This is a genomic window from Bdellovibrionales bacterium (assembly GCA_016714165.1).
Classification (GTDB): domain Bacteria; phylum Bdellovibrionota; class Bdellovibrionia; order Bdellovibrionales; family UBA1609; genus JADJVA01.
Genome location: JADJNU010000004.1, coordinates 131614 through 145247 on the forward strand (window position 1 = coordinate 131614; position 13634 = coordinate 145247).

The following is a 13634-nucleotide window of genomic DNA, read 5'->3' on the forward strand; positions in this document are numbered from 1 at the left end:
AATGTTACTTAAGAAAAATCCCCTGAGGGAAAAAAAACGAAGGTGGCTCAATCGATTCGCTATTGGTGCTCTCGGAGGTGTTTCTCTCATAGGTGCACTTCCCTTTTTGTTTATTTCTGTTTATGTGGTTTCGATGGGTTTTGGCGCTCTCAATTGGGATTTTTTTACCATGATACCCAAAGGGCCAGGAGAGGCAGGGGGCGGAATGGCCAATTCCATTGTTGGCAGTGGAGTTCTTATATTTTTAGGTAGCCTTGGTGGAATTCCTTGGGGTATGGCGGTTGGGGTCTATTTGAGTGAATACAGTCGCGGAAAGACATCAAGAATTTTGCGATTTGTTGTGGATCTCTTGGCCAGCGTCCCGTCCATTGTGATAGGGATTTTTATCTATGGTCTCATTGTAATTCGATATGGATTTTCGGCCTACGCGGGGGTGCCTCCCTCATGATGATTATGATTCCGGTTGTTGCTCGGAGTACTGAGGAAATGTTAAAATTGGTTCCTGGCCATATTCGTGAGGCCGGGCTCGCCTTGGGGATTCCACGCTGGAAAGTGGTTCTGAGAATAGTCATTCCGGGAGCAAAAATGGGCATTATCACGGGAGTCATGTTGGCCGTGGCGCGTGTCGCCGGTGAGACAGCACCACTTTTGTTCACTTCTTTTGGCAATCAGTTTCACTCTCGATCATTAGGTCAAGCGACAGCGTCGTTGCCTGTGCAGATCTACACTTTCGCAAAAAGCGGTTTTATTGATTGGGAGAGGCAAGCCTGGGCGGGGTCTTTGGTTTTGGTACTGTTTGTGGTTATTATTAATCTTTTTACGAGGGTTTTATTGAGACAACGCGGGGCTGGGAATGAACACTGAGACGTGGCAAAGGGAAAAGGCTCAAGTGAATTTACAACATGAAATACTAAAAGTTGAGGACTTGAATGCTTGGTTTGGCGATTTTCACGCTGTAAAGAACATTAGTCTTTCTGTTCGACAAGGTGAAGTGGTTGCTCTGATTGGGCCAAGTGGCTGTGGAAAATCAACATTTATTCGCTGTATAAATCGTCTCCATGAGGAGGTGCCTGGTGCTCGGGTGTCAGGGTCGGTGCGCATTGGGGGAAAAAATATATATGGGCGGGGAATTGATCCCGTGGCCATTCGGCGCCATGTTGGGATGGTATTTCAGAAGCCAAACCCATTTCCTGGGATGTCTGTCTATGAAAATGTTTCTATTGGTTTGAAGCTTTTGGGTATTTCCAAGCGCACTGTTCTTGATGAGCATGTGGAGCGCGCTCTTCAGCAGGCAGCCCTATGGGAAGAAGTAAAAGATAAGCTGCGTCAACCGGGTACCAGTTTGTCTGGCGGACAGCAGCAGAGATTGTGTATCGCCAGGGCCTTGGCGGTCGAACCTCCGGTGATTTTGATGGATGAACCCACAAGCGCTCTTGATCCGATTTCAACCGCGAAAATAGAGGATTTACTCCACAAGTTAAAGGATAATGTCACGATTCTTATTGTTACGCACAATATGCAGCAGGCGAGCCGAGTATCAGATAAAACGGCTTTTTTCTTGTTGGGCGACTTGATAGAATATGGGACGACTGGAGATATTTTTACGAAGCCCAAGAAGCAAAAGACAGAAGAGTACATCACGGGTCGATTCGGATAGTTGGGGAGGTGTCGGTGGAGAGACATTTTGAGACCGAATTAAAGAGTCTCAAGGAATTGATACTTAATATGGGCGGCTATGTTGAGAAATCGATTGAGCAAGCATGTGCCGCAATCAGCGGTCGTGAGGTGGGCCGGTTTGATCGAGTGCACGAGTATGAAAAGCGGATCAATGAGTCGCACAAGCAGGTAGATAAACAGTGCCTTCAGATGCTTGCTCGGCAGGCGCCGGTCGCTGCTGATTTGAGGCTCATACTGGTTGTTGTTAAGATTAATTCAGATCTCGAGAGGATGGGAGATCAAGCTTGCAATATCGCTCACAATGGGAAGGATTATCTTTCTCGTCCTCCAGTTGAAACAAAAACTGATCTTGTGGCGATGGGTAATGTAGTAAAACAGATGGTCCGGGAATCTTTGGATGCCTTTGTAAGGAGAGATGTATCGATTAGTCGTCAGGTCCTTGAGCGAGACGATCAGGTTGACCAAGCCAAGAATGAAATGTTTCGAGAGCTCAAGGAATATATGAAGTCGCACCCTCAGGAAATAGATAGCTGTCTTGACCTCATTCTGATTGCTCGAAATCTGGAACGACTTGGCGACCATGCCACTAATATTGCAGAAGAAGTAATTTTTTTAGCAACTGGAGATGATATACGTCATGGAAACAACCCGTCGCTGCGACTATCAGCCACTTAGCATGGGGGCTGCGGCTATTTTGGCTCCATTTATTTTGGTTGTCGAAGATGAACTTGAGATTCGTGAATTGATTCTTCTGCATTTAAAAAGGCAGGGGATAGAGGCCGTTGGGGTCGAGTCCGCCGAAGAGGGACTTTCTGTCCTAAAAGAGAAGGCCGTTTCTGTGGTTATTTTGGATTGGATGCTCCCCGGAATGACCGGGAGGGATTTCGTCCGCGTGGTGAGAAGTTTTGAGAATGGATTTTCCACTCCCATTTTATTTCTTACAGCTAAGGTCTCCCCAGAGGATCTTGTTTCTGGGCTCGACGCTGGAGCTGACGATTATTTGACCAAGCCTTTCGATAAGAATGTTTTGCTTGCCCGAGTGCGTTCGCTCTTAAGACGGTCAGACTGGGCTCAGCGGAGAGCCTTGAAGGCATCTCAGGTATCGCAGGAGAAGTTTTCGAATTCTGAAAGCCATCTAAGCCATCTGTCTCGGCTCGGTCCCCTAGAGTTAAATAAATCTACTTTTAGAGCCACTCTTTCTGGATCAGAGTTGGAATTGACGAGATCAGAGTTTCGTTTGCTTGAAATATTGATAGAAAGTCAGGGAAGGGTTTTGACCAGAAACCAACTGATAGGTTTTATTCAAGGAGAGGGCGTCTCCGTCGTCGGTCGTACCGTCGACACCCATGTTTTTGGACTTCGTAAAAAACTTGGGGATTTCGGCGAACTTATAGAGACAGTTCGCGGCGTTGGGTATAGGATCGGCTATTTGGAGTCTTGATGACCCGTCGAAAAATCTATTTTCCTTTGCGTATTTTTAAATGGTTTGTTTTTTACCAAATTTTTTGGACTTCTCTTCTCCTCTTATCATATTTTCTCATACAATACGTTAGTTTTCGAACTATTGACGACCTAGAAATTCGGTCAGAAAAAATTTCGGCTCTGCTCAATGCAATCCTTGTTTCTTTTTCGCTCTATATTGGTGTGACGATATTGATGTCAAAGCGACTGCTAACTCCGCTCGGGAATCTCATCGAAAGAACTCGTCGACTCAGAAAAGCTCCTTTTCGTTCAGAGGAGTTTACGATTGAGGAACTTGCAGAAGAAGAAGAAGGAGAGTGGTATGAACTCGAAAGTGCTATCAACAAACTGGGTCGGGAGTTTCGACGTAAAACTGTAAGGCTGTCTCGAGAAAAAACCGAGCTTCGCGCAATCATGAGTGCCGTTGACGAGGCAATCCTTGCGGTCAATCTGGACAATGAACCGCTATTCTATAACAATCGTTTTGCCCTTCTTTTTCGATTGGAGCGATGGGATGGCCGTCAATTAGGGCTTGGAGAAATAATTCGATCGCCTGAAGTGGTGGACGGAATCAGAGAGACAATTTTAACGAAAGGATCGCACGAGAAAAATATCGAATACGTGCTTCCTGGCTCAACGGAGATCTCCTTTTTTCGCGTATCTTTTAAGCCCCTTATGAAAAAGCACAATTTAGAAGTTTATGGAGCTGTTGTTGTACTTCAAGATTTAACCTCCATTCGTGTGAGCGAGAAAATCAGGATAGATTTCGTTGCCAATGCCTCTCATGAGTTGAGAACGCCCGTGACATCTCTCAAAGGATATCTTCAGACATTGAAAGAGGATATTCTAGCGGGGCGCCATGAAGATTCGATTCGCTTTATGGAGATTATTGAAAATAATGTCGTCCGTCTTGTTGCCTTGTTGGATGATCTTTTGGAACTTTCAAAAATGGAAATGGGCGCTGGAATAGTCAGGAAGAGAATTTCAACTCGTGAATTAACTGAGAGTGTGATGCAACAGGTGGACTGTCGGTTTCATTCGATTAGTTCCCTGTTTGGAATAGATTTTCTCGATGCCGATCCAACCCGAGCAGAGCAGGTCTTACGCAATTTGCTTCAGAATGCGATTCGCTACGTGCCGCACGGCGGGAAAATTGATGTTCTTTGGGAAAAGACGCCCGAGGGCAGATCTGCATTGAAGGTAAAGGACACTGGTCCTGGTATTCCAGAAATACATTTAGGACGACTTTTTGAGAGATTTTACCGGGTCGACGGGGGACGATCTCGAGAAAAGGGTGGCACGGGAATAGGCTTAGCTCTTGTGAAACACATTATGCTCGCTCATGGGGGCTCTGTCTCTGTGAAGAGCCAGGTTGGCAAGGGTTCAGAATTTATCTGTGAGTTTTAGATCTCTATTCTTGATGTATGGTATTAATTTTTTAAAAATTCAGGCTGATGCCCATAGCAAAGACGTCATTTTCGTCTCTGAGCTTGTTTTTTCGAAACTGATAGTCGAGTTTGAAAGCGATATTTTCTTGTGGTCGATAGTTTAAACCAAGAGTGGTGAGGCTGCGGTTCAGTTCAGGGTCAGCGGTTGTCCCCGTAGGCACCTCGGCATTGAGGTCATACTGAGAATAGTTCACAAAAAGGGGCAAGGAAGAAGTTCCTCCTCCAGACCCCAAAAGGCGTAGAAGATCTGCAGCCAGACAGATATAATAGCCATTGGCTTTTTCTGGAATAGGAGGGTTTCCTGATGCGATGATGGAAATGGAATCAGCATCCTGTATCGTTCCTTCAGAGACAAGAGCTGAAAAAGTAAATGCTCTCCAAGACATTTTCAAGTGGCCCTCGTAGAGTCTCACGGTTCCATCGTTGATCGTTGGTTGATCCTGGCTTGTTGAGCCCACAAAGGCGGAGATACCGATAGTTCCCCAAAATGAGATAAGATCGAGTCTTCCAACACCGGCCAAGTTTTCAGCTTTTGCCAGTTGACCATTTTGTCGTCCATCACGAATGAAGGTTCCCTCGGTAAAATATTTTCCGAAAAGTGAATTGTAGGCGGCCAGTTGATAGTGGAGTTCTCCTTTCTTTCCCCAGATGGTGATTCCGTTCTCACTCCAAGGGGACGGGATAATATAAGTCTCAACCTCTGGCGTGCGGACACTGTAAAAAGAGAGTCCATCCGGTTGTGGGTTGACCAATCCAAGCGGAATGAATTGCTGACCAACTCGTAAATTGATTCGAGGCGTGTAGAGCAAATCGAGATAGGCGACTTCGACTCGAGTTTGTCCCTTTTGACTGGAGCCCGCAGCATGAGTCTCGCTCCCCGTATGTTCAAAGCTGAATCGTGAATTGAAGATGATATTTTGGTTGAATCGATAAGCTATGTGTGGACTTAGCTTTGAGGTGTTCACAACGGGTGATTCCTGCTTTCTGTCATCAACAAAATTGATCAATTCGGCACTGAGGCCAATTGTAAGAGGAGTAACGCCTGATGAAGTGAAACTTGTAGAAGCCCCATGTTTGTGTTGCAAATTGCTTTCGGCGGCGGAGTCTTTAGCTTCTTTGTTGATGTTTTGCAGCTGGTCCGATAGCTTCTTGATTTCACTTTGAATTGTTCCCTGTTGGATTTGGATGAGATTGAGTTCTTTTGGTATGTCCTGATCTTGATTTGTCGCAAAAGGACTTTTTAAATCGCTGGCCGGATGTTGATTCAGAGTCGGTGCTTTGTTCACTTGAGGATCTGGCGATTTATCTTCAAGATTGATAAGGTTTGGCAATTGTGTTTGAGGCTGTTCCTGGGCAAAACTGTTGAGTGTTCCCGAAGAGAGTAAAATATAAATGAGATACATGAGAAAAGGAAGTGATCTAAAACTTGCCTGTGCTCGAGACAGAAAAATCCTCCACAAAAAGCAAGTCGACGTCATGATTGTCACTGCTGTTGAAAGGGTGGCTTTACGATACTCTCTCGATTGTCCTTAAGCATGTCCAGTGGGTCAATTCTCTGATTCAACTCGGCAAGATTTCTATCCTTAATGGTGGATGCGAGCGAAGATCTTTTGTCTAGTCGGTGCTTCCCGCTTAAATTGGGGACTTGGCGGCAACCCAACTAGGCCGAAGGCCAATTGATTTTTCTAATTTGGCGCCGTCCTACCTTCTCTTCTTTGCGTTTTGCGGTCGAGCTTCTTTCGGAAATGTACCATTTTTAACGTAGGTTTCGAGCATAACTGCAATGAACCGTCGACATGAGCCCCCACAAGCTCCCACTCCGGCAGTGGTTGCATCATAGATCTGATTGAGGTCATGGCAACCCCGGGAGATGGCTTTTTCAATTGTTTCTTGCTCCACGTTGTTGCATCGGCAAACGATTGGACTCCGGGGGAGTCTGTTCTTACCGAGTCTATGGTCTTTTTGTAAATGGCTCCCTCTCGGTATCTTTTGACCCTCGGCTCATGAGTCATTCCTTAAGGTCTTGACTTAGATGGATCTGGCAAAGCCAAACGGTGAAGGATTTGATCAACCACTTCAATTTTTAGCTCTTCGTATTGACCCACAAGTAGGGCGCCAGCGGCGTAGAGGTGTCCACCACCCTGAAAGCCCTCTGCCACACCGAGTATCTCAATTTTTCCTTTGCTTCTGAGACTGAGTTTGTAGACGCCGGAGCTTTCCTCGCGAAAAAGAGCTGCGGCTTGAAGAGAATTGATATTCATGATCATGTCAATGATGTCGCGCGAGTCGTCCATTTCGAGATCATGATCAATGAGATCCTGACTGGCGAGTTTCAAGACGGCCAAACGTGCGTTTCCAAAGAACTCTATTTTGGCCAGCATCTTTGATAGGAAGGCAACTTTTCCAACTGAATGTGTGGAGAAAAGATATTGATGGATTTCTTCGGGGTTGCGTTCGTATTCAAGAAGGTCGGCACAGATCAGATGTGAAGTGGGTGAGCTTTTCACGTAGCGGAACAACTGAGTATCAAAGGCGATGCTTGTATAGAGACAACGCGCGATTTTTTCATCGAGCCGAACACCCAGGCCTTTTACAATGAAGTAAGAGATCTCTCCAGAACTTGCGGCTCGGGTGTCGATAAAGGAGCCTGGCGTCGGTTCTGGCCCTTTATTTAGAACAGGATGATGATCGACGAAGAGAATCTCCTTGCACTTGGCTTCTAATTCTTTGTAAAGAGGTTCAACCAAGCGGCGGTCGTTGGTATCGAAGATGAGGGCTAGTTCTGTGTTGTCGAGCGGGCGATGATTGTCCTCGTAAACCTCTAAGTACCGATCTGGCTCAAGAAAGGCATATTTAGTGGGAACTTTATCGACGGCCAGAACTCGAACCTTGTGTCCGCTTTTGCGGAGGGCGTGAAAAAGACCAAGCATCGCACCCAATCCGTCGCCGTCACATTGCTTGTGTGTGGTGAGAACGACTGATTTCACTGATTGGATTTTTCTCACCAGGCTATCGACATTTAAATTATTTAGACGTGGGGTTAAGATAAAGGCCTCCCTCTGGTACCCATTCTCTTCGGAGTTATGATCTATATGACTAAATAATTTTTCGCTCCGAGTTTTCAGTCTATGGAAAGGCCCGCCCTCTGGCCAGTCAGAACCCGCTGCAGTGATCCAATTTATTTTATTCGATTGATCGGAAGTGTCATAAACCTGATCAAAGTCCTGTCGCAGCAATTCTCTGGTGTTCAATGAGATAATGGTAAAAAATTTCAAAAATTTCGCTCGAAAGTGTTCTGAATGGCATTTGAGTGTCCTGAATGACCATTAAGATTGAATCTTCACGAGTTTAGACGAGGGGAAACTCTCGTAATCTTTGGGAGAACTAAACTATTTACATTCCCTTGTGATTTTCTTCTCTTTTGCTATTGTTTGCCCCGCAGAAATAAATATAATGGCCCCCTTTTGGATCACCTTTTGACGGGAGTGGAAATGGCGACTGATAAACAGCCCATGACCTTTGCGGGTAAGAATAAACTTGAAACGGAACTTAAACGCCTACTTCAGGTCGAGAGGCCCAGTGTTATTCGGGCAATAGAAGAGGCTCGCGGAAATGGTGATTTGAGCGAAAATGCGGATTATGACGCGGCCAAGGAACGTCAAGCCTTTATTGAGGCTCGAATTTCGGAAATTCAGGGAAAACTGGTGTCAGCAGAGGTGATTGAGCCGACATCCATAAAAGCTGATCGCATTGTCTTTGGGGCAACGGTTGTCCTTCGTGACCTTGAGTCTGAGGAAGAGGTTACCTATCAAATTGTAGGAGAAGATGAGGCTGACGTAAAGGGAGGTAAAATTTCGGTATTTTCTCCGCTTTCGCGGTCGATGATTGGGAAGCGAACGGGTGACCTAATTGAACTCAAGAGCCCAAAGGGGGAACGTGAGTATGAAGTGGTTAACTTCAGATACATTTGAATTCTCCCCACCCCTCTTCAAATTGTGGCAGCGCATTTATATACGCAATATATATCCAAATATATAAATTTATTAGTTGAGCGAGCGGCTGCAATAGCTTGTTGAATTGTCGAATTTCTGAGAATAATGATGGTAGGCGCGTTCATTGTGTACCAGCCTTTCAATCCTGGAGCATGAAATTTGGCAAGACACCTTTCTCGCCCAGATAGTGGGTCGCTGTTCCCCTTGGTGGGATTTCGTAGGGGTTGGATTCTCTTTGCGATTGGTTTAACATTTGCTTTTGTTGTGGCATTTTTGCTGAAGACAATATTGAGTTCGGCGCAGATCCGCTATTGGATTGAAGAGTCCCTGGATAAAGCTGATTTGCCTGTTCGAATTGAGTTTTCTAAGGCGAGGATCGAATTTTCACGGTCTTGGTTGCCCTGGTTAGGTCTTGTTGTCGATGAAGTCTCGGTAAAAAGCTCTGATGCCTGTCGGTCTTTGTCTGAATTCAGATCTGAATATGTTCGAATACCTCTGTCTCCCGCCGCTCTGATCAGGAAGAAAGTTCACTTTTCCAGTCTGAATTTCGGCAACAGCCAGCTAAAATATTTGCCAGGAAATTGCGCTTCGCAGGAAAAATATGATCCACTCGGTTCTCAAAATATTCTTGACCAAGAGACTGGCAATATGGGCCGTCAGAGTAATAAACAACAAGTAGACCAAATAAACAATATAGGCGACGCAGACCAAATAGACGAGAGAAATAGTGTACGAGGTGGCTTTCCCCTGGATCCGACTCTTCTCAAAGTTATCGCTCAAAAATATGCTCATGGATTGCAGAAGTGGGAAGAACAAGTTGTATCAGCAATTGATTCTATTTCAGTCCCACGCTTAGAGTTTGTTGATGGCAGAGGTAGCGAGTGGAGGGTGATTGTCCAGAACGCCCAACTTATCTGGAACGAAGTGGGGAAGCGTCAAGGTTTGCAGGCATCGGGAGGAATAGTCATTGATGCAGGAACCTTCAGCAGCAATGCTGCCGGTTCTGTAACTCGGCCCTTGGCATTTCATATTTTTTTAGCACCTAACCTGAGTCAGGTGGAGATTTCGGGGAACTATAAAGAGGGACTCATACGCTGGAATGCTGAAGTTGATTGGCTTTCTTTGACGACTCAGATCTCTCTTGATCAAAAGCAGATTCCTTTGAATCCCGTTTTAAATATTTTCAAGGATCGTCGCCTCATCAGTGAAGATATTCAGCCAAGGTACCTTTGGTTGAATTGTCATTTGGCCTACTCAGGAAAAATACTCGATTTAGAAACAAAGCCTTTGCGATTGGAACCCTGCTTTGTGCGAGGTGATATAGGCTCAGTGAATGTTTTGGAGGGTTCTTGGCATCCTTGGAGAACCCCGATGTTTGATCCGTTACGGATAGACCTGAGGGATGTTGACCTTCAAAAAGCCGTTGAGGTTCTCCAAAGAACAGGGCCGAGTGGGATTTTCAGCCGATTTGGATTTCTCGATGGTCAATTGATCTATGAATCTTCACAGGAGATGAAATTTTCTGGCGAGATCCGGGATCTTGAACTGTCCTTTTCTAATCGGGGTGTGCAGGGCAAGCAACCTGTCAAGAGCTTAAAGGGAGAGCTTTTTTGAAAAAGGAGAGAATATCGGGAAACCTTTTTGACATGAAACTGGAGGGTGGTGATTTCAAAGGGCAGCTGACATTCAATCTAGATCGCGACTTTCGTAGTGGTGCAATACAGATGGCCATTGATCGTCTGGAATTCAACAAATCGATTCAGAATTTAATGGTGGGCGGAGAGATAAGCCAGTTGTCTGCCTTTGGAAAAGGTCGTGTTGAAAATGGTGATTTATCATTTTGGAGAGGCGATGTTGGCATTTCTGAGATCAAAGGCAGTGGTTGGAGACTTCAGGATATTAAGATGAAAACAGATTTTGTTAAAAATTCGTTTTCATCACTTGTTAGAGCAAAGAAAATCAATTTTCCAAGAGATGAGCGATTTTTTCAGGCTTTTAGACCTCTTTTTTTGGATGAATTGAATTTTAATGACGGCCTTGGTCTCTCAGATGTGAGCGGAAAAATACAACTTTCTCGGAACAGTGGAAGTTGGGAGAGGTTTAGGGCCAGTGCGCCTGGCAAGATTGTACTTTTCTCTAGCGGAAAGTGGGATGACTCTCGCAGTTTGGCTGGAGATATTGTCGTCGATTTTCCGAAGATTAAGCAAATGCGCTGGGAGGTTACTGGTACCGTGGATTATGTTCAAGTTCGGCCAAGTGCAGCCATGCTGCAATTGTTGAGCGAGCGTCGCCCTGAGCTAAAGAGACCGGGAACTGTAGAATTTATCCGTTCCAGTGAGATGTTGGTCAAAGAGATATCTGAGCAGGGCGTAGAGAAAATTAAATCCCTCGGAAAAAAAGTGATGGAGACAGCGCGCAGGATCGTTCCGGAAGACCCAGTGAACAGGAAATTGGAAGTCGGGGGAGAAGTCGGGGGAGACAAAAATCAGGACAAGACTGGTGGCAAAAAAACTGATGGAAAGAAATGAAAAACCAGCCCCTCCTGGTGCAGATCCCTTTCGAATGAGAAGTGCATCTGACCGTGAATGTGATTTTTAAATCCTCGCTTCTCTTTTCAAGAACTGTAGCTAAAAATCCTGAGGAGTTGATCGCGAATCAGACGGGCGCTTTGCCCAAAAGCCTTCGAGAGCTTATCACTAAGAGTCTTTTTCTCCTTCATTTCTAGATAAAAGATATCTTTCTCCTTCATTTTCTCCATTACAAGTTCGTCGCTCGTCTTGATTTCATCTATTAAGCCAAGGGCGAGCGCTCTCTCTCCAAACCAGTGTTCGCCGGTTGCTACCGTTTCGAGATTGAGCCGAGGGCGACATTTGTGAACGAATTCTTTGAATAGAAGATGCGTATCTTCGATCTGCTCAGTGAACTTGCGTCGGCCCTTGTCGGTTATTTCTCCTAACATGCTGATAGTGCGTTTGTATTCTCCAGCAGTGATTTCCTCGTAGTCAACATTGTGTTTTTTTAGAAAGCGATTAAAATTAGGCACCTGTGCCACTACGCCAATAGATCCGACAATGGCAAATGGGGCGGCCAAGATGCGATCTCCGGTGCAGGCCATAAGGTAGCCTCCGCTCGCGGCAACTTTATCCACACAAATAGTCAAAGGTATTGATTTCTGACGGAATCTCATGAGTTGGGCTGCAGCTAATCCGTATCCGTGAACCATACCCCCTGGGCTTTCAATCTTCACAATGACTTCGTCACTTTGGTTCATGGCCAAGAGAAGAATAGAAACTTCCTGTCGTAGCCGATCCACTTGATCAGCTTTCATATCACCGTCAAACTCGAGCACGAAAACACGAGCTTTCTTCTCGGTCTTTTTATTTTTTGAATTTGATTTTAAATCCTCCTTTTGTCGCTTGAGCTCTTCCTTCCATTCCTTTTTAGTAAAGATGGACATCTTTAGGAGATTGGCGTACCCGGTTAGCTTCTCTCCCAAATTGTAGATATCAAGATGTTCCCTCTGTTCTTGTTGCTTCCGAGAAACCAATAGGGCAATGCCAACAATAACAACAAGAAAGCCAGCGACAATGACAGCGATCTTTGCGGCGAAAACGCCAACTTCAAATAGGTACTCCATGGACTCCTGCTTTCTTTGAAAATCATAACATAGGGCTACTCTCGATTTAGGTCGAGAGGAAAGTCTTGAAAATTTTCCTTTTTCGGGTACATTCGGGCAAAATCAGGGGTATGACAATAGCAACTGTATCAGCAATGATGACTCTGTTTCTTTTTGTTTCAAACTTTATTCTGCCAGCAAGCGCTCAGAATAATCAGCCCGAATTAGACAAAATTGAGTTCGACCTGAAACTACGAGATCTCAATGAGCGATTCAAGGACTTTTATATTCATCGTGAAAACAGAAAGCGCCAGCTGAGTGAACTGCTTGATTCAGCTGACGAGTATCGTCAAAATCGACTTGTAGAAGAAGGAAAGTATGAGGAGTTTCGACGCGAGTACAAGATTCTCCAGGGAAAGAGGGCTCCTCCGGAAGATTTTGAGCCCGAGTATTTGAAAATGCAAAAGGACAAAGAGCGGATGGAGGATGTCGCCCGCCAAGCTTATGTGAAGAGGCGCAAGAGTTTAGAAAAATTCGAGAATCAGCCAATCTTGTTCCAGAAAATGAAGACGTGGGGCTTTCTGATCCTATTGAGGACTTGCGTTAGATACTTTTTTGAAATCTAAGAGTGAGACGGCGGCTGTTCGTTCGGTAGAATTTGGGCGAAAGTCAGGCCTGTGAGACGCTTGATCCCTCGTATTAAATGCCACATGACCACCATTGAAAAACCCATGAGAGGCAGAGCAATAACGACGAAACCCATCCAAGTCATCCGAGCTATTTGGTCATTGAGAATGGCGCTTTGTTCAAGATTCGGCAGATTTTTATCAATTGACACAAATATTCGAAAGGCCAGAACAAAATTCAAAAAACTACTGATAAAAAAGGACAGAGCAAAATATTGAGTCGAACGGCGCAGATGTGTCACGAAGCGGCTTTCGGTCCCGAGTTCTCGAAGCCGCTCATCGATTAGCTTTATATCAAGTACATGTAAATTATAAGTGATCATTTTCATCAGAGGCTTTTCCGTAAAAGCAGAAAATAGGACTCCAACCCCGAGCACAAAAGGGAATGCCGCCTCTTTTACGGCAAACCAGATTCCTTCTGGCTTTATCAGAGCGAGGCCTCCGGTCAGTAAGAGATTAACTACTCCCAGAACAGCCATCCAACTTTTGTGGCGCCGATTCAAATAGTCCCAGATTGCGTACCCAATTGGGAAAGCCAAGGCCAAAATCAAGGCCAGGAGGGGCCCGCTCTCGCCGAGTCTCTTGGTCAATTGGTTAAGAACGGCAACGGGGAGGGCTATCGTCAAAAAAATAGCGACAAGAGGATTCTCTTTGTTGGCATTTTTAGGGGAAGTGGGAGTGGCGACGATGTTATTGGTCATAAAGGATATAATCTGGCTTGAGTCTGGACCTAAGTCAATCGCGGTTTCAGGTC

The 13634-nt window shown here is 45.2% G+C and carries 15 protein-coding genes; 10 read left to right on the plus strand and 5 right to left on the minus strand.

All coding sequences use genetic code 11. The features are described 5' to 3' along the window. Nucleotide 1: 1 nt before the first annotated feature. From IPJ71_17620 to IPJ71_17645, 6 genes are read left to right on the plus strand one after another with little or no spacing between them, the layout of a single operon-like run. Entirely contained in the window at nt 2-448 is a 447-nt protein-coding gene (locus tag IPJ71_17620; GenBank protein MBK7845469.1) for a hypothetical protein, read from the plus strand. Continuing rightward, nucleotides 445-864: an ABC transporter permease subunit gene (locus tag IPJ71_17625; protein ID MBK7845470.1), complete on the plus strand. Its 420-nt coding sequence runs from the start codon at nt 445-447 to the stop codon at nt 862-864. Before IPJ71_17620 ends, IPJ71_17625 begins: the two co-directional genes overlap by 4 nt. Further along, nucleotides 854-1657 (plus strand): phosphate ABC transporter ATP-binding protein, encoded by an 804-nt coding sequence (gene pstB / locus IPJ71_17630; protein ID MBK7845471.1) that lies wholly within the window; start codon nt 854-856, stop codon nt 1655-1657. Before IPJ71_17625 ends, pstB begins: the two co-directional genes overlap by 11 nt. A gap of 14 nt (nt 1658-1671) precedes the next feature. Continuing rightward, nucleotides 1672-2352: a phosphate signaling complex protein PhoU gene (gene phoU / locus IPJ71_17635; GenBank protein ID MBK7845472.1), complete on the plus strand. Its 681-nt coding sequence runs from the start codon at nt 1672-1674 to the stop codon at nt 2350-2352. Between the two features lies 1 nt (nt 2353). Further along, nucleotides 2354-3118 carry a response regulator transcription factor gene (locus tag IPJ71_17640; GenBank protein ID MBK7845473.1) on the plus strand — a complete coding sequence of 255 codons (765 nt, stop codon included), beginning with the start codon at nt 2354-2356 and terminating at the stop codon, nt 3116-3118. Then, nucleotides 3118-4545 carry a hypothetical protein gene (locus tag IPJ71_17645; GenBank protein MBK7845474.1) on the plus strand — a complete coding sequence of 476 codons (1428 nt, stop codon included), beginning with the start codon at nt 3118-3120 and terminating at the stop codon, nt 4543-4545. The genes IPJ71_17640 and IPJ71_17645 overlap by 1 nt, the downstream gene beginning before the upstream one ends. Nucleotides 4546-4576: 31 nt before the next feature. Here the strand turns inward: IPJ71_17645 and IPJ71_17650 are convergent, their stop codons facing one another. The 3 genes from IPJ71_17650 to IPJ71_17660 all read right to left on the minus strand — a co-directional run bounded on the left by IPJ71_17650 (nt 4577) and on the right by IPJ71_17660 (nt 7837). Then, on the minus strand, nt 4577-6064 hold the full coding sequence (locus IPJ71_17650) for a hypothetical protein (protein ID MBK7845475.1): 1488 nt from the start codon (nt 6062-6064) through the stop codon (nt 4577-4579). 223 nt (nt 6065-6287) lie between these two features. Continuing rightward, a complete protein-coding gene (locus IPJ71_17655) occupies nt 6288-6572 on the minus strand; it encodes a (2Fe-2S)-binding protein (protein MBK7845476.1) in 285 nt (94 codons plus the stop codon). 29 nt (nt 6573-6601) lie between these two features. Beyond that, a complete protein-coding gene (locus IPJ71_17660) occupies nt 6602-7837 on the minus strand; it encodes a DHH family phosphoesterase (protein ID MBK7845477.1) in 1236 nt (411 codons plus the stop codon). Nucleotides 7838-8077: 240 nt separating this feature from the next. Here IPJ71_17660 and greA point away from each other — a divergent pair, with 240 nt between their 5' ends. The 3 genes from greA to IPJ71_17675 all read left to right on the plus strand — a co-directional run bounded on the left by greA (nt 8078) and on the right by IPJ71_17675 (nt 11106). Beyond that, on the plus strand, nt 8078-8557 hold the full coding sequence (greA, locus tag IPJ71_17665) for a transcription elongation factor GreA (protein MBK7845478.1): 480 nt from the start codon (nt 8078-8080) through the stop codon (nt 8555-8557). A 180-nt stretch (nt 8558-8737) separates the two neighbouring features. After that, nucleotides 8738-10192, plus strand: a complete 1455-nt coding sequence (locus tag IPJ71_17670; protein MBK7845479.1) for a hypothetical protein — start codon at nt 8738-8740, stop codon at nt 10190-10192. Then, on the plus strand, nt 10189-11106 hold the full coding sequence (locus tag IPJ71_17675; GenBank protein MBK7845480.1) for a hypothetical protein: 918 nt from the start codon (nt 10189-10191) through the stop codon (nt 11104-11106). Before IPJ71_17670 ends, IPJ71_17675 begins: the two co-directional genes overlap by 4 nt. A gap of 86 nt (nt 11107-11192) precedes the next feature. Here the strand turns inward: IPJ71_17675 and sohB are convergent, their stop codons facing one another. Further along, nucleotides 11193-12215 (minus strand): protease SohB, encoded by a 1023-nt coding sequence (sohB, locus tag IPJ71_17680; protein MBK7845481.1) that lies wholly within the window; start codon nt 12213-12215, stop codon nt 11193-11195. Between the two features lie 110 nt (nt 12216-12325). Between sohB and IPJ71_17685 the strand changes: the two genes are divergently transcribed. Then, nucleotides 12326-12820, plus strand: coding sequence for a hypothetical protein (locus IPJ71_17685; GenBank protein MBK7845482.1), 495 nt, complete (start codon nt 12326-12328; stop codon nt 12818-12820). Here the strand turns inward: IPJ71_17685 and IPJ71_17690 are convergent. Further along, nucleotides 12817-13581 carry a hypothetical protein gene (locus IPJ71_17690; protein ID MBK7845483.1) on the minus strand — a complete coding sequence of 255 codons (765 nt, stop codon included), beginning with the start codon at nt 13579-13581 and terminating at the stop codon, nt 12817-12819. The genes IPJ71_17685 and IPJ71_17690 overlap by 4 nt on opposite strands. Nucleotides 13582-13634: the final 53 nt, after the last annotated feature.